The 16,195-nt window shown below is 37.7% G+C and carries 14 protein-coding genes; 7 read left to right on the forward strand and 7 right to left on the reverse strand.

The genetic code is table 11. The features are described 5' to 3' along the window. Nucleotides 1–17 precede the first annotated feature (17 nt). From FLUTA_RS04765 to FLUTA_RS04785, 5 genes are all read left to right on the forward strand, one after another. A complete protein-coding gene (locus tag FLUTA_RS04765) occupies nucleotides 18–491 on the forward strand; it encodes a hypothetical protein (RefSeq protein ID WP_013685724.1) in 474 nt (157 codons plus the stop codon). Nucleotides 492–610: 119 nt separating this feature from the next. After that, on the forward strand, nucleotides 611–1,000 hold the full coding sequence (locus FLUTA_RS04770) for a hypothetical protein (RefSeq protein ID WP_013685725.1): 390 nt from the start codon (nucleotides 611–613) through the stop codon (nucleotides 998–1,000). A gap of 12 nt (nucleotides 1,001–1,012) precedes the next feature. Next, nucleotides 1,013–1,768 carry a helix-turn-helix domain-containing protein gene (locus FLUTA_RS04775; protein ID WP_013685726.1) on the forward strand — a complete coding sequence of 252 codons (756 nt, stop codon included), beginning with the start codon at nucleotides 1,013–1,015 and terminating at the stop codon, nucleotides 1,766–1,768. Between the two features lie 29 nt (nucleotides 1,769–1,797). After that, complete coding sequence (locus FLUTA_RS04780) at nucleotides 1,798–2,958, forward strand: FAD-dependent oxidoreductase (RefSeq protein WP_013685727.1); 1,161 nt, start codon at nucleotides 1,798–1,800, stop codon at nucleotides 2,956–2,958. 50 nt (nucleotides 2,959–3,008) lie between these two features. Next, entirely contained in the window at nucleotides 3,009–3,482 is a 474-nt protein-coding gene (locus tag FLUTA_RS04785; RefSeq protein ID WP_013685728.1) for a group II truncated hemoglobin, read from the forward strand. A gap of 40 nt (nucleotides 3,483–3,522) precedes the next feature. On the opposite strand, the gene dnaE is transcribed toward FLUTA_RS04785, so the two are convergent. The 7 genes from dnaE to ruvX form a co-directional block, all read right to left on the reverse strand. After that, nucleotides 3,523–7,914 carry a DNA polymerase III subunit alpha gene (dnaE, locus tag FLUTA_RS04790; RefSeq protein WP_013685729.1) on the reverse strand — a complete coding sequence of 1,464 codons (4,392 nt, stop codon included), beginning with the start codon at nucleotides 7,912–7,914 and terminating at the stop codon, nucleotides 3,523–3,525. A 198-nt stretch (nucleotides 7,915–8,112) separates the two neighbouring features. After that, on the reverse strand, nucleotides 8,113–8,538 hold the full coding sequence (locus FLUTA_RS04795) for a DUF1573 domain-containing protein (RefSeq protein WP_013685730.1): 426 nt from the start codon (nucleotides 8,536–8,538) through the stop codon (nucleotides 8,113–8,115). Nucleotides 8,539–9,105: 567 nt separating this feature from the next. Then, nucleotides 9,106–9,480 carry a DUF1573 domain-containing protein gene (locus FLUTA_RS04800; RefSeq protein WP_013685731.1) on the reverse strand — a complete coding sequence of 125 codons (375 nt, stop codon included), beginning with the start codon at nucleotides 9,478–9,480 and terminating at the stop codon, nucleotides 9,106–9,108. A gap of 10 nt (nucleotides 9,481–9,490) precedes the next feature. Next, the gene (locus FLUTA_RS04805) at nucleotides 9,491–9,937 is read right to left on the reverse strand and encodes a DUF1573 domain-containing protein (RefSeq protein ID WP_013685732.1); all 447 of its coding nucleotides are present in this window, start codon (nucleotides 9,935–9,937) and stop codon (nucleotides 9,491–9,493) included. Nucleotides 9,938–10,027: 90 nt separating this feature from the next. Continuing rightward, nucleotides 10,028–10,594: a hypothetical protein gene (locus tag FLUTA_RS04810; RefSeq protein ID WP_013685733.1), complete on the reverse strand. Its 567-nt coding sequence runs from the start codon at nucleotides 10,592–10,594 to the stop codon at nucleotides 10,028–10,030. Next, entirely contained in the window at nucleotides 10,594–11,190 is a 597-nt protein-coding gene (gene def, locus FLUTA_RS04815) for a peptide deformylase (RefSeq protein ID WP_013685734.1), read from the reverse strand. The genes FLUTA_RS04810 and def overlap by 1 nt, the downstream gene beginning before the upstream one ends. A 373-nt stretch (nucleotides 11,191–11,563) precedes the next feature. Further along, the gene (ruvX, locus tag FLUTA_RS04820) at nucleotides 11,564–11,992 is read right to left on the reverse strand and encodes a Holliday junction resolvase RuvX (protein ID WP_013685735.1); all 429 of its coding nucleotides are present in this window, start codon (nucleotides 11,990–11,992) and stop codon (nucleotides 11,564–11,566) included. A gap of 885 nt (nucleotides 11,993–12,877) precedes the next feature. On the opposite strand from ruvX, the gene FLUTA_RS04825 reads away from it, so the two are divergent. Then, complete coding sequence (locus tag FLUTA_RS04825) at nucleotides 12,878–13,687, forward strand: 2,3,4,5-tetrahydropyridine-2,6-dicarboxylate N-succinyltransferase (protein ID WP_013685738.1); 810 nt, start codon at nucleotides 12,878–12,880, stop codon at nucleotides 13,685–13,687. A gap of 683 nt (nucleotides 13,688–14,370) precedes the next feature. Continuing rightward, nucleotides 14,371–16,152: a GmrSD restriction endonuclease domain-containing protein gene (locus FLUTA_RS04840; protein WP_013685739.1), complete on the forward strand. Its 1,782-nt coding sequence runs from the start codon at nucleotides 14,371–14,373 to the stop codon at nucleotides 16,150–16,152. The last annotated feature ends 43 nt before the right edge of the window (nucleotides 16,153–16,195 follow it).

Below are 16,195 nucleotides of genomic sequence, written 5' to 3' on the forward strand. Positions count from 1 at the left end.
GAAGGAAAAATATCTTAATGAAACTCTCTCTAATTATCATAAAAAAATACGAATTGAACCAAACTCGGTTATTGTTTATACAAAAACTACGAAGTAAAACTCGCGAACCTTATTTTGATAATAAAAACACAAGAAGACTAGACATTGAAGATGAAGAAGGAACAATTTATGCCGATGAATATGACAATATGATTTCATTGAGAAACCAAGTAATAAATAAGCATTGGATTCTTTTTAAAACTTTGATTCTTTTTGGAAAAAGAAAAAAAAATTATTTCTGGACTATTTCATATCCAGGACATTATGCAACAGTTCTTGCTATTCTTTCAATCTTTGGTTTTTTTGCAGGTTTGTATTTCTTTTTAACGGAGAATGAATACAAAATATTAATCATGAGTATTGGAATGTACATTTTAACGATCTATATGTCTAAAGATGATTATAAAAGTCATCACCATTTAATCAAGGAATGTAATTGTATTGAGGAATAAACTGTCAGATCTTATTTTCACCCTCTAATCAATCCAAAACATTAACACTTTATGGCAATTACAGTGTAATTTCAAAGAATAATAAACAGTATCTTGAGAATTCATCAATACCAGAAATTATGAATTGGAGGCAATTAAGAAATCATTTTAAAGGGAAAGTATTTCTTATCGGCTTGAATTTTATAGATCAAGAAGGGGAAATAATCGAACAATACCAAACGCATGGTACGGTTGCGAAATTAACCGTTGATGGATTCTTCAAGATACGAAGAGAAGATAATAGCATTTTTACAATTACTTACGACAAAGACACCATCAAAGCGGCGAAAGAAGGAGAATATCGCGAGAAAACAACTGGGGAAATCATCAAAAGTCCTGATTTTATAATGACTTGGGAAGTGAAAACTACTCGGAATGTTGATTTAGAGGATATAAAAAAACGTGGGTATAAACCTACTTTTGAGTATGCTGATTCAACACATGCACATCAGCAAGATGAGGAAGAATGAAACGGGAGAACAATGGATAAAAACTTCGGCTTCAAATTGAGCAAACCAGATAAGTTGCTTGTTGACTTTGTGGAGAGTTTTTGGTTCTTGGAGAACCTAACAGATAGCGACAAGGAAGTGATTGTTTTGCCTGATGGAAGAATTGACCTTTTTTTCTCGCTATCGACAACGGAACCCTTTCACGTGACGCTTTCAGGAATTGAAACCCACGCCGACAGAGCAATCATGGCGCCAAGGACACTAATGTTTGCCATCAGTTTCAAATTGCTTGCAATCGAATATATTATCGATCAGCCTGTTTCTGATCTATTGAACTACGCGAAGCACTTACCCGCTGGCTTTTGGGATTTTGATGCTAGCGATTTAAAAGACTTTGACCTCTTCTGTAAAAAGGCTTCTCACAAAATCCAATCCCTCCTACCCCAAGAAATTGACAACCGAAAGCAAAAATTGTTTGAGTTGATTTACGCTTCAAATGGGGCAATGACGGTAAAAGAACTTTCCGAAAAAGTATCCTGGAGCAGTCGCCAGATTAATCGTTATTTCAATCAGCAATTTGGAATTTCGCTGAAAGCGTATTGCAATATTCTTCGCTTTCGTGCGTCGTTTCATCATATCAAAGAAGGAAAGCTATTTCCTGAACAAAATTTTACAGACCAATCGCATTTCATCAAGGAAGTCAAAAAATTAGCAGGTGTTTTACCAAAAGAATTGAAGCAAAATCAAAACGACCGATTTATACAATTTTCAACCTTGAATCCGAAATAAATTTGTGTCATTAAACAATCGTTTTTGACATGAAATTAGAAAACAAAAAAATAGCCATTATCGGCGGTGGTCCTGGAGGACTAACATTAGCAAGACTTTTACAGCTTCAAGGCGCAAACGTACAAGTATATGAACGGGATTTGGATAAAAATGCCCGCGTACAGGGTTCACCTCTTGATTTACACGAGAAATCGGGTTTAGCAGCGCTCATTAAAGCAAATCTATTGGAAGAATTCAAGAACAACTTTCTTCCTGGAGCTGACAGACTGAAAGTAATGAATGAAGCAGGAGAAGTATTTTATAGCGACCACGACACCAAATTAGAGGAAAACTTTGGGCATGAGCATTTCCGTCCTGAAATAGACCGTGGTGCGTTAAGAAAGATCTTATTGGAATCATTACAGCTTGAAACCGTTGTTTGGAACAGCCATTTCATTTCCATGGAAAAACAAAATGAAGGTTGGGTAATCCATTTCAAAAATGGGGATGCTGTTTATGCTGATATCGTGATTGGTGCAGATGGCGCAAACTCCAAAATCCGACCATACATCACAGACGTCAAGCCTTTCTATTCAGGAATTACCCTGTTGGAAGGAAACATTTACGATGCTAAAAATTCGGCTTCTCAAATTTTCGAATTACTCAATGGAGGAAAGATAATGGCTTTTGGCAAAGAGAAAGATTTGCTAATGGGGCAAAGGGGGAATGGCGAAATCGGATTCTACGCCAGTTTCAAAGCGCCCGAAAACTGGGCAGCAAACAGCGGTCTGGATTTTTCAGATAAAGTTCAATTACTCGAATGGTTCAAAGAAGAATATCCAGAATGGAGCAATCATTGGTATGAACTGTTTGAAAGTACGGCAACTCCATTTGTACCAAGACCAATCTATTGCATCCCTTTCGACCAAACTTGGGAAACCTCATCCAACCTGACAATAATCGGCGATGCAGCTCACGTAATGCCTCCTTTTGCTGGCGAAGGTGTAAACATGGCCATGTGGGATGCATTGGAATTAAGTGAATGTTTGACTTCTGACAAATACACCGATTTAAAGGATGCCATTTCCTCTTACGAAAAAACTATGCGAAAAAGAGCAGCAATCATAGCGTGTGAATCTCTTGAAAATGGGGAACGGATGCACAGCGAAACAGCATTGACAATCATGCTAGAGTTCTTCAACGGCCATTAAGTTAGAGTTGGAATAATTTGTATATTCGGTATTTCCCCAAACAAAGCAACGTGAAAAACATACCGACTCTATACGAATGGGCAGGTGACATCAAAACCTTCGAAAACTTGTTCGCCCAATTTTATGACAAAGTCCTGAAAGACGATTTATTGAGCGAAGTTTTCAAGAACATGTCGCCAGAACATGTGAAGCATGTTGCCAATTTTGTAGCTGAAGTTTTCGGAGGAGGGCAATTCTATACTCTTGAGAACAATGGAAGTCATTCTAAAATGATAGGTCAACACATTGGAAAAATGCTTTCGGAAGAAAAAAGACAACGTTGGGTGCACCTTTTATTGCAAACCGCTGATGAGATCGGACTTAAAAGTGACCCAGAATTTCGTTCAGCTTTTGTGGGTTATATTGAATGGGGAACCAGGCTTGCCGTCATCAATTCCCAACTGACCGAAAATCCGATGGACACGAATGAACCAATGCCAAAATGGGGCTGGGGAGAAACGGGTGGACCTTATGATCCGGATTGAAAAGCACTTGGACTGCGCTCAGTGCCTTTTTCAATTTATATTAATTCGTGTCAAACCCAACCTCCAACTGCATTTCCTTCATCTCTGAGAGCATTTTGGGTGAAGGATTGATTCGTAATCGTTTGGAAGGCATTGTTACCGTCAGATTGTCTAAATGGTCTACTACGGTAAATTTCACCGAACAATTCCCCTCTTCACTTTCACTGAAAAGCGCTTCCAACTTATTCATCATCATTTGATCCAATGACTTAATGGGAATCGTGATATTGAAAGTCGCCGATTTCGTTCCCATCATATCTTGCAATTGCTCAATGGAGTTGATGCTAAATTCAATGGGTTTCATTTTGGTAATCTTATCTGGGTATGGTCCTTCCTGAACACGTCCTTTGATTGCTACAAACAAATCCTTCGTCAATAAGTGTTTAAATTTCAAATACGTATCTCCGAAAATATATTGCTTGTGCGTATTCGAATAATCTTCGATCAGGATTAATCCGAAAGGTTTTCCTGTTTTGGTTGTTAAATGCTGTGCATCTGTGATAATTGCTGGAATGGTAAAATCGCGACCTAAGTGATTTTTCACATTGGAAAGTAATTCCACATTTCCATTGCAAAACGCTTCAATTTCTACTCTGAAATCATCCAGCGGGTGGCCAGAAATAAAAATTCCAACTACTTCCTTCTCCCGATTCAATTTGTAGAGCAAGTTCCATTCTTCGGAATTCGGAATTGTGGGCTCTGGCATTTTCACATCTGCCGATTCTCCAAACATGGAAACTTGAGCCGAATTTTCATTGTCTTGCAAGCTATTTCCATATTTCAAAGCATTCTCAATGAATGTCTTTCCTCCAGCATCCAAAGCAAAATACTGCGCGCGATGAGCTCCTTTGAATGAATCAAAACAACCTGCATACGCCATACTTTCCATCGCTTTTTTATTCACAATACGTAAATTCAAGCGTTTGGTCATTTCAAAAATGGATTGGAATGAACCTTCTTCTTGTCTGTTCTCAATAATATTTTCAACCGGGCCACTTCCCAAGCCTTTGATTCCTCCTAACCCAAAGCGAATTGCTCCATGTTGATTCACCGTAAATTCATAAGCCGATTCATTCACATCTGGCCCAAGTACTTCGATTCCCATTCGGCGACATTCTTCCATGAAGAAACTCACTTGTGCAATATCGTTCAAGTTATTAGAAAGCACAGAAGCCATGAATTCTGCTGGATAATTCGCTTTCAAATATGCCGTTTGATAAGCAATCCACGCATAACAGGTTGAATGCGATTTATTGAATGCGTAAGATGCAAATGCTTCCCAGTCTTTCCAAATTTTCTCCAATACAACTGGATCGTGACCTCTTTCTTGTCCTTGCTCCACAAACTGAGGTTTCATTTTATCCAGAATGTAGCGTTGTTTTTTACCCATAGCTTTACGCAATACATCGGCATCACCTTTGGAGAATCCCGCCAATTTTTGGGACAAAAGCATTACTTGCTCTTGGTAAACTGTAATTCCGTAAGTTTCCTTCAAAAACTCTTCGCACGCATCTAAATCGTACTTGATTTCTTGTTCACCGTTCTTTCTTTTAATGAAATCAGGAATGTACTCAAGCGGACCTGGTCGATACAAAGCATTCATGGCAATCAAATCGGCAAATACCGACGGACGCAATTCACGCATGTATTTTTGCATTCCAGGACTCTCGTATTGGAAAATCCCTACCGTTTCACCACGTTGGAATAACTCATACGTCTTTTCGTCATCTATAGGGAAAGTATCTGGGTCTAAATCAATATCGTGGCGTTTTTTGACATTCTTGACTGCATCTTTGATCAAAGTCAAAGTCTTCAGACCCAAGAAGTCCATTTTCAACAACCCAGCTTCTTCAGCAACCGAGTTATCAAATTGCGTACACCACATCCCTGTATCTTTTGCAAGAGAAACAGGAACAAAATTGGTGATATCATCTGGAGTGATAATGACTCCACAAGCGTGAATTCCGGTATTTCGAACAGAGCCTTCAATACGCTGTGCTTGTCTTAAAACTTGCGCACGCATATCGGTTCCTTTGGAAACAGCACGCAATTCTTGCACATTTGCTAAATCTTGCGGACTATTCGCCAATTTTTCAGCTAATTTGGGTTCTTCCCAATTGAAAATGGCATCCAATGTAAAATTATCGGGAATTAACTTCGCCAATAAATTCGTGTCCATCAAAGGCAAATCCAATACACGACCAGCATCACGAATGGAAGACTTCGCAGCCATTGTTCCATACGTAATAATTTGTGCTACTTGATTAGAGCCATATTTTTCAATTACCCAATCAATTACTCGACCACGACCTTCATCGTCGAAATCGATATCGATATCGGGCATGGAAACACGATCGGGGTTCAAGAAACGCTCAAAGAGCAAATCGTATGCAATTGGATCGACATTCGTAATTCCAGTACAATAGGCAACTGCCGAACCTGCTGCCGAACCACGACCAGGACCTACAGCAACTCCCATATCTCGAGCCGCTTGACAAAAATCCTGTACAATCAAGAAATATCCCGGATATCCCGTTTTCTCCACTGTTGCTAACTCAAAGTCGAGTCGATCGCGAATTTCATCCGTTATTTCAGGATATCTTTTAGCGGCTCCTTCGTAAGTCAAATGTCTTAAAAATGCATTCTCTCCTCTTTTTCCTCCATCAATGGCATCTTGAGGATCTTTGAATTCATCTGGAATATCAAATGCTGGAAGGAGAACTTCACGCGCCAAAGGATAATGCTCGATTTTCCCCAATATTTCGCTGATACTTTCAATTGCCTCTGGTAAATCCAAAAACAATTCCTTCATTTCGTCAGCCGACTTGAAATAATATTCTTCGTTTTCCAATCCAAATCGGAAATTTCGTCCTTTTCCTTTCGGCGTAGTTACTTGCTCACCATCTCTGACGCAAAGCAAAATATCATGTGTATTGGCGTCTTCCCTCGAACCGTAAAACGTATTGTTTGTTGCAACCAGTTTTACCTCATGTTTTTGTGCCAATTTAATCAAAGAAGCATTTACGCGATTTTCATCTTCTTGTCCGTGGCGCATAATCTCCACATACAAATCTTCACCAAACAGATTTTTCCACCAAACGAGTGCTTCTTCTGCTTGTTTTTCACCCACATTCAGTAACAAACTAGGAATTTCTCCATTCAAACCACCAGTCAATACAATCAGATCTTCGTGGTACTGCTCTACTGCCGATTTATCGATACGCGGAACATAATACATTCCTTCCGTATGAGATATCGATGCGAGTTTTATGAGGTTGTGGTATCCTTTTTTGTTCTTCGCGATGAAAACAACCAATGAACCGTTGTCTTTTACACTTTTATCCAATCTATCGCGACAAACGTACATTTCGCAACCAATAATTGGCAGCAATGGCTTTTTAGAAATCGTCTGTCCGTTTTCCTCCGCTTCTTTGCGTTCTGCTTCAATTTCACTGTTGATTCCAGCAATTGCTTTCTCAAAATGAAAGGCTGCCATCATGTTTCCAATATCCGTCAAAGCAACAGCAGGCATATTGTGCTTCACAGCTTGCTTCACCAATCCTTTCACATTCATGGTGGATTGAAGAATGGTGAACTGTGTATGATTGTGCAAATGAACGAATGGAACATCTTTCAATCGCTCTCTTGCTGCAGATTCATCAATCGAAGCAGAATCATCTCCAACAGCTTGCTTTTTGAGCTTCGCACTTGCTTCTTTGAGATTCAGATGCGTTAATCCAATTGGTTGAATGAAATCTGGATTCGCAATCTTGAATCGATTGAAGAACTCCAACTCAACCTTTAGCTCTTCAGCAGTGAAAACCTCGCGACGAACCAATTCAAAGAAACAACGTGTCGTTGCTTCCACATCGGCAGTGGCATTGTGAGCTTCTCCAAAAGGAACATTGAATAAAAAACTATGTAATTCGGTGAGAGTAGGCAACTTGAATTTCCCCCCTCGTCCACCAGGAATTTTACACAAATTTGCCGTTACTTCCGTACATGTATCGAGCACTGGAAGATCGTGCATATTGGTAGCCACTTGAGTTCGCAAAAACTCTGCTCCCATGATATTTAAGTCGAAACCGATATTTTGTCCGACTACAAATTGTGATTTTCGTAAAACTTCATTGAATTCCGCGATAACATCTTCCAAATCTTGACCTTGCTCCAAAGCCAATTCGGTAGAAATTCCGTGAATTCGTTCCGCATCGTAGGGAATATCAAATCCATCTGGGCGAATGAGATAGTCTTTCGCTTCGATTAAATTTCCCAGTTCATCATGCAACTGCCAAGCAATCTGAATTGCTCGTGGCCAATTGTCTAAATCGGTCAAAGGAGCATTCCAATCTCGCGGTAAACCAGTTGTTTCGGTATCGAAAATTAAAAACATGATGAGTCCTTTTTTGGGACAATAAAGATAGTTAAAAGAAAGGGACGAATAAAATCAAGACAGGCGCTTGTTAATAACTCATCCCTATTTTTAGAAAGTTTTGAGAATTAATCACCCATCATCTAAATAAAGATTCAAATTGTCGAATTCGCTAATTCGCTAAATAGCGAACCAATACCATGGTAACTATTTAGTTATTCAATCTACCAAAATAGGCGTTTCTTCTGCAGGCAGCACAGTTCCTTTGATATACAGAATTCTTACTGGATCACTCTCTATATTTGTGCTTACTGTAAAACTCTTGTTAATCGGTCCCACTCGATTGGAATCGTACTTCACTTTGATAAATCCTTTTCCTCCTGGAGCAACTGGTTCCTTTGACCAATCTGCAACCGTGCACGAACAAGATCCTTTGACACTAGTAATAACCAATGGTTCATTCCCGGTATTTACAAACTCAAAAATATAAGTAGTATTCCCTTGGAAACGAATTTCCCCATAATCATGAGTTTCTTTTACGAAAGAAATTTTCGGCCCATTTGCTACTTCCTCTTGCGCATAAAGTTGATTAAAACTTAGCAATGCAACACACGTCATCACGATGTTTAATAGAATTGTTTTCATAAGTATATTGTTTAATATGAATGCAATCTAGAGAGATAAATCCGAGAAAGATGAATGATTAACAGGATCTTAACTCAAGTCTTAAATAGGTGTTAAAAAGTGATTCTACGAAGAACGTTTTTAAGTTAATGATCACTCCACAAACGATAAAACTTCTTATACGTTACTTTTTTCCAAGGCTGAAAGAATGAGTGCTGCTCATGAAGACGAGGCATGACTTTCACAAAAAGTCAAATGCCGAGGTAGTAACCAAAAATGCCTTTTCCCAATTACATCCTTCAAGCAGCCTTCCCTTTCTGACTGATCTTAGGAAAGACGAGGTCAGGACCTCAAATGGAAAAACCACAGCAGTTTTACAAACGCTGTGGTTTATGCCACTTTCCTAGTCCAGTAGCAGAAACGGAAGTCCTTTTCTTCCAAGTTACAGATAGAATAACGGGTAATCATTTTTTCTTCGAAGTTGGAATCTCCCTGTCGTGTAATTGGGATTGAGTCCGCAGCTAATAAATTAGTCGATAAGATGACTAATTTTATTACCGAAGAGTAAGACGAGAAATAAATAGAACATTAATCTTCCTCGGGAATCACGAACACTTTGAAGCGTACTTTTTCGGTTCCCTTTTTGGTGTTGGTAATCAAAATAATGGATCGGTCTTGTTCGTAGTATTTTCCTTTGGTTTCAAAATTTACCTGAATAATTCCAGTGTCACCCGGGAGAATGGGAGCTGGAAGAATGACTTTGGTACACGGACAAGAAACTTTATAGTCAGAGATAACCAATTCATCGGTTCCTGTATTTGTAATGACAAAATCATGTGTAATGACAGGACCTTCTTTTGTTTTAGGGAATGTAAACGTGCCTTTATCAACAGAAAATTCCGCTTTCTGACCGATGCAGAAAGCGGAATTTAGTATTACAAATGCGATAATGAAATAACGCATCTTATTTTTCTTAGTTGTTTGTTGGAGCTCCTCCGTTGTTTACAGGGCTTGTTCCTTCTGGTTGTGGAGCAACATTTCCTTTAATACGGATTGTTTTTGTTGGCTCATTCACTGCGTTTGAAGTGATTGTAACCATTTTGTTGATTACACCAGAACGTTTTGTGTCATACTTCACAGTAATTACACCTTTCGCTCCTGGAGCAATTGGTTCTTTCGGCCACTCAGGAACCGTACAACCACAAGATCCTTTTGCATTTGAAATAATCAATGGAGCATTTCCAGTGTTTGTAAAAGAAAACGTACAAGCTCCGTTAGCACCATATTTGATATTTCCGTAATCATGTGTTTCTTTCACGAACTCGATTTTAGCTCCGTTTTGTACTTCTTGAGCTACCGCAGTGTTTGCACCGATCACAGCTACAAAAGCCAACATCATTGTAAATAATACTTTTTTCATTTTGTTTCTTTTAGTTGTTGTAAATATAGATTATAAAGTTTTACCAATTTATTTCTTTAACACATAGTTAACGAAAATCATTCCAAAATACTAATTTGCCTTTGAAATGAACTCTTCAAAAGTCAAATCAACATATTTTAGACGTTTTTCTATTTGTTTTCGTTGCGCTGGATCCATTTTCGGATTCTCTTTTAACAACAATTCATAGTAAAGCTTTACTTTATCTTTTTGTCTTGGTTTCACGAACACATCATACGAACCAGCCAAACTCTCCAACACCATTGCTCTGTTTTTATAGGTCGAATAGCGCATAATTAACGAATCGGCAATCATTACTGATCGTTGGTTCAAACCTGCAGAAGCAAAAATAATGTGTGCTTTATCCATGTATCTTGGAGCTTCATCCGATTTAGGGAATCGGTGAGTAATGGCTAAACACTTTTCAGCATACACAACAGCTGTTTCAGGCGAAAATTCCAAAGTCCCCGTTTTTGAAGCCGCTTTCAATGAATCTTCAAATGCTTTCACTGCTTTAACGGATTCTTCCAAACCTTTCTCTGAAACCTGACTTGAAACTTCTTTTGTTTTTTCATCTGTTGAACCGGAAGAACAAGCAACCAAAAATCCTAAAAAGCCAACCAATCCTATATTTTTCATTATTTACCTTTTTTAAACGATGGAAACTTCATTTTATATGCCACAGAAATCAATCCCTGAGAAATATTCTGAAGTCTTTTTGAAAGCAATCTTCTTTTCAGCACAGAAAGATGGTCTGTAAACAAGACGCCTTCGATGTGATCGTATTCGTGTTGAATGATGCGCGCTTTATATCCGTCGAACCACTCATCATGCAATTGCCAATTTTCATCGTAATAGGTGATGCGAATTTTTTCCTTGCGCATAACTTCCTCTCGAATCTTTGGAATACTCAAGCATCCTTCATGAAAACCCCAAGATTCACCCGTTTCTTCTTCAATAATTGGATTGATGAAAACACGTTTGAATCCTTCCATTCCTTCCGCTTTCGGATCTTCTTCTTCGTCCTCGTCAGTTTCAGCAAACGGACTTCCATCCACCACAAACAAACGAATTGATCGATTGATCTGAGGAGCAGCCAAACCAACTCCAGATGCTTCATACATCGTCTCGAACATGTCTTCGATCAGTTTTTTTAATTCTGGATAATTCGCATCAATTTCGACCGCTTCCTTTTTAAGGACTGGATCACCGTAAGCAACAATTGGCAATATCATTTTATCTTTTTTTAATCTCAACTATAGAATCGGATGACGATTCCTCTTTTTAATACCATTTCAGTCAGTTCAAAAGTTGAAAAAGTGCAATGGTTCAATTTGAACTTTTTGAACATTGAAACTCTTTGAACCTTTTTAACTTGTTACAAAGTTAGGAAATAGAGTCTTTCGAAATACTTTTCCTTATTCTAACGTGAGTTTGGAACAAGAATTTTGTCAGAACGCTTTATAAATTGTTGGTAATCCTCAAAAAGCAACCTAAAAAGCTATTCTGAAAAAAAGTGTCTCCTTCGTTAAATTTACGCGCGATAGCTGGTTATCCCTTGCAAATTTGCCTAGTAGCCAACTTTTTTTGAGAATTCTGACCGTATTCTTATCTCAAACTCCCGTTTAAGCGGGTTTGAAGGTAATCTTGAAGAATAATTGTGGCACTTACCGTATCAATCAATCCTTTTTGCTCCCGATCTTTCTTCTTCAAGCCACTTTGAGCAATTACAGCTGAAGCCATTTTGGAAGTAAATCGTTCGTCGAGCATACAAACCAACACTTCTGGAAACACTTTCTGAACCGCTTCTTTCAATAAACGTACATTTTGGGTAATGTGTGAGTCGGAAGTGTCTAATCTTTTGGGTTCGCCAATTACAATTTCGGTAATTTTCTCTTTGGAAACGAGTTTTTTCAATTCGTCCATGAGGGTTTTACTATCGATGGTTTGGAGTCCAAACGCAAAGATTTTCGACTCATCGGAAAGTGCGAGGCCTGTTCTTTTTAGACCGAAATCGATTGCAAGGATTTTTGACAAAAGCTTATTATTAATAATTAGGGTGTAAAAATACGGTTATTAATGCTTAGTATTCTTACTTACCTTACAGCTTTCGCACTAACGTTTGTTGCTGTGCGTCTTCATCCGTTTTACGGATTCTTACCAAGGCATAAAAAGTAGGCAAAAATGCCTTATAGCGCCATTCAAAGCCGCAAAGCAAAAAAGCCAACTCCTTCTTTTTCTGAAAAAAGGGCTGATTCTGAAGAATCAAAACGTAAACGCTTTTTTCGAAAAAATACGTCATTGACTTTTTTCGAGCTTTACTTCTGGAATGGCGCTGATGCTTCGAGTTAACAATCATTGTAAATTGTAGCGAATAATCTTAAAATTCGATTTCAAAGAAGATTTAATGATAAAAAATTAGATGCTTATTTTCGAAAGTTACAGGATAATGGCCCTTTTCAACCCCAAATTATCTTCCGATTTAGAATCATTCTATAAATCAAGGAGGTTTAAAAAAAATTTAATTGATTGGAAAATTTTATCTGCGGACAAAATCCCAATTACACGACAGAGAAATTTCAACTTCGAAGGGATTATCTTTATCCGTCCTAAAAATGTCTTCTGAAAGAAAAAGCCTTTCATTTCTGTTACTGAACTAGGAAAGTGGCATAAACCACAGCGTTTGTAAAACTGCTGGGGTTTTCCATTTGAGGTCCTGACCTCGTCTTTCCTTTGATCAGTCAGAAATGGAAGGCTGCTCGAAAGTCGTAATTGGGATGAAGGCGTTTTTGCTTACTTTTTTGGCCTTGGAAAAAAGTAAGAAGATTGTGGTTTAGATGTAGTTTTTATTTGATAACGATGATTCCGGAAGGAGAAACCTTATTTTCATTTAATTCCTACCTTTGTCGAAAATCAAAAAATATGCGTTCCATTATTGAAGCTGCTTGGGAAAACCGGGCATTGTTAGATCAGGCAGAAACTCGTCAGGCAATTGAACATGTGATTGAAGATATCGACAAAGGAAGATTGCGTGTTGCTGAACCAACCGACGATGGAACTTGGCAAGTAAACGAGTGGGTGAAGAAAGCGGTTGTGATGTATTTCCCGATTCGCCAAATGGAAACGATTGAAGTGGGTCCGTTCGAGTTTCACGATAAAATGGCTTTGAAGAAAAACTATGCTGAATTAGGTGTTCGTGTTGTTCCACATGCAATTGCGCGTTACGGTGCGTTTGTTGCGCCAGGAGTAATCATGATGCCTTCTTACATAAACATTGGAGCATACGTAGATTCAGGAACAATGGTTGACACGTGGGCAACGGTAGGATCTTGTGCGCAAATTGGTAAAAACGTACACTTAAGCGGTGGTGTTGGAATTGGCGGCGTGTTGGAACCTTTGCAAGCTGCACCCGTGATTATTGAAGACCATGCATTTATTGGCTCGCGCTGCATCGTTGTGGAAGGCGTGCGAGTTGGAAAAGAAGCTGTTTTGGGAGCAAATGTGTGTTTGACGATGTCGACAAAAATCATTGATGTTACCGGACCAGAACCCGTTGAAATGAAAGGATATGTTCCAGAACGTTCGGTGGTGATTCCAGGAACGTACACGAAATCATTCCCAGCGGGAGATTTTCAAGTGCCATGCGCATTGATTATCGGAAAACGCAAAGCTTCTACGGATTTGAAAACCAGTTTGAATGATGCGCTGAGAGAACATAACGTTGCGGTTTAAGAGAGAATTACGAATTACGAATTACGAATTACGAATTACGAATTACGAATTACGAATTACGAATTACTAATTACGAATTACTAATTACTTATAAATTGAATAAAACTAGAAAATCCTGCTTGTGAGTAACGAGCGGGATTTTTCGTTTGTTCTAGCGGGATGAGGAGTTAGCAAATTAGTAAAATTACTAACAGTTTTTTCCAGTAAAAAAGCAAGGCTGGTATTCGGAAATTTGAATAATACTTCCCAAATGAATGACTCCAAACGGAGCAAATGAATACAACTTGAATTCGAATAAATCATTCGCCTCCTAGTTGGAATTTAAAAATAACGAGCGGGATTTTTTCGTTTATTCTAGCGGGATGAGGAGTTAGCAAGTTAGTAAAATTACTAACAGTTTTTTTCAGTAAAAACGCAAGGGTGGTATTCGGAAATTTGAAAAGTACCTTCCAAAAAATACAACTTAAATTCGAATAATTCATTCGCCTCCTCGTTGGAATTAAAAATTTTTGAGTAGTATTGGAAAAGCGAAACGCGCAAAACACTATTTACTGAAACCTTCAAAATATATCTGATTGACTTTTCAGGAATAAAAATTGATGACGAATGATTGCAAGCAGTTGTAGAGTTGCGTGTATAAATTAAGTTAGCAACTATTTAAACAGAACAAATAATTAATATCAATGATAGAATCACCAACAGGTATGAGTATAATGCAGATATATGAGCATTATAGAAAAGAACAGGTTTTTGTAAATAGACGATACCAAAGAAAACTTGTTTGGTCATTAAAAGAGAAACAAAGTTTGATTGATTCAATTTTATTAAAGTACCCTGTTCCATTAATACTATTGACCAAAACTGATGATGGATTTGAGATTATTGATGGAATGCAACGCCTAAATGCCTTTTTTGGATTTATTGAAAATGAATTTCCGATATTTCAAGATGGTGAAGAACGTTATTTCAATACTAACGACTATACTTTTTCCAGAACTCAAATAAATGAAGGTAAATTCATTGCAAAAGAAGGCGAAGGAATAAATTATATTTCTCAAGAAAATGTATCTGCATTTATTTCATATCAATTCCCACTAACTGTATTTAAATCAACTAAATCTGATGATATCAATGAGACATTTAGGCGTATAAATTCTGGAGGAAGGCATTTGTCAGCACAAGAAGTTCGACAAGCAGGTAACACATCAAAATTTGCAGATATCGTTAGAGAGATTGCTTCTGAAATCCGAGGTGATTCTTCCAATAACGTTTTACTTTTATCTCATATGCCAAGTATTAGTATTGATACTCGTGAACCTCTTGGATATGGAGTGAGTGCATTGGACACATTTTGGTGTAAACAAGGCGTTTTAAGGATAACTGACTTACGAGAAAGTGAAGATGAACAGTTTATTGCAGATATTCTCCTTTCAATTGCTCTAGAAACTCCTTTTCCATCTAGTAAAATTGAGTTTAATAATTACTATGGGACTGGCGATAATGATAAATCGAATGAAGTTGAAATAAAAATAAACGCTGTTGGTAAAGAAAATATTTCAAGTGACATAAAACTTGTTTTTTCTGAGATTGTAAGTTTTTGCGATACACATCTTGGTGTTGATAATTTGAAAAGAATTGTTAACCCTGGTGCAGCTAGTAATCCTATCAAGGAGGATTTCTATACTATTTACATGGCATTCCATAGTTTAATAATTAAAGAAAATAAACTACCATTTGATGTTGAAGGAATAAAAAATGCCTTAAATAATATACATTCAAGATTAACAAGAGATAGAAAATACACCACAACATCAGGCAGGATCGCAAACATCCAAGTTTGTAAAGGATTACTTGAACCTCATTTTAAATTATCGGATCAAACATTTAGAAGCACAACCTCGCTTACTTTGGATTTCCAAAATTTCCTTATGAGATCAAAAGTTGAAGCAGCAACCTATGATTATAAACAAGGATTGTATTCGCTAAGTCCGAATGGGAGAACTTTTTCCGATGAAAATTTTGAAAACAAAATTCTTAAAAACATCGCAGCACTGGCTAACCTTGGAAAGGGTAAAAAAGGTTTTCTATTTCTTGGTGTAACAGATAAAGAGGCGGATACTTTACAAGTTGAGGCTTTGGATAATTTGACAAATGTATCTAGATACCAAGGATTTGGCATAGTTGGACTTGAACGCGAAGCTATTTTAAAAGGAGTATCTTTAGACGATTATATTGCTTTTATAACTGATAAAATTTCGAAATCAGAGTTGCCAAGTGATTTGGTGAAAAAGGTTACAAAAGTTATAACACCAATAACATATCACGATAGAACGGTTTTAATGATTGAGGTGGAATGTGGGAATGCTCCAGTATATTTTAAAGATAATATGTACCAACGTGACGGAGCAAATTGTAAGATTGTCACTGGTTCAGCACAAGGAGATATTTTCAAATTGTTTATTTAAAACTATTTACTAACAAACGCTTAGCTCCATTTTTCTGCCGCAG

The organism is Fluviicola taffensis DSM 16823 (assembly GCF_000194605.1).
Lineage (GTDB): Bacteria > Bacteroidota > Bacteroidia > Flavobacteriales_D > Crocinitomicaceae > Fluviicola > Fluviicola taffensis.

Coding starts and splice junctions, on each gene's coding strand:
- FLUTA_RS04765 (WP_013685724.1), top strand. CDS start 18: ATGAAACTCTCTCTAATTATCATAAAAAAATACGAATTGAACCAAACT.
- FLUTA_RS04780 (WP_013685727.1), top strand. CDS start 1,798: ATGAAATTAGAAAACAAAAAAATAGCCATTATCGGCGGTGGTCCTGGA.
- FLUTA_RS04825 (WP_013685738.1), top strand. CDS start 12,878: ATGCGTTCCATTATTGAAGCTGCTTGGGAAAACCGGGCATTGTTAGAT.
- dnaE (WP_013685729.1), bottom strand. CDS start 7,914: ATGTTTTTAATTTTCGATACCGAAACAACTGGTTTACCGCGAGATTGG.
- FLUTA_RS04795 (WP_013685730.1), bottom strand. CDS start 8,538: ATGAAAACAATTCTATTAAACATCGTGATGACGTGTGTTGCATTGCTA.
- FLUTA_RS04810 (WP_013685733.1), bottom strand. CDS start 10,594: ATGAAAAATATAGGATTGGTTGGCTTTTTAGGATTTTTGGTTGCTTGT.
- FLUTA_RS04770 (WP_013685725.1), top strand. CDS start 611: ATGAATTGGAGGCAATTAAGAAATCATTTTAAAGGGAAAGTATTTCTT.
- FLUTA_RS04840 (WP_013685739.1), top strand. CDS start 14,371: ATGATAGAATCACCAACAGGTATGAGTATAATGCAGATATATGAGCAT.
- FLUTA_RS04805 (WP_013685732.1), bottom strand. CDS start 9,937: ATGAAAAAAGTATTATTTACAATGATGTTGGCTTTTGTAGCTGTGATC.
- FLUTA_RS04800 (WP_013685731.1), bottom strand. CDS start 9,480: ATGCGTTATTTCATTATCGCATTTGTAATACTAAATTCCGCTTTCTGC.
- def (WP_013685734.1), bottom strand. CDS start 11,190: ATGATATTGCCAATTGTTGCTTACGGTGATCCAGTCCTTAAAAAGGAA.
- FLUTA_RS04775 (WP_013685726.1), top strand. CDS start 1,013: ATGGATAAAAACTTCGGCTTCAAATTGAGCAAACCAGATAAGTTGCTT.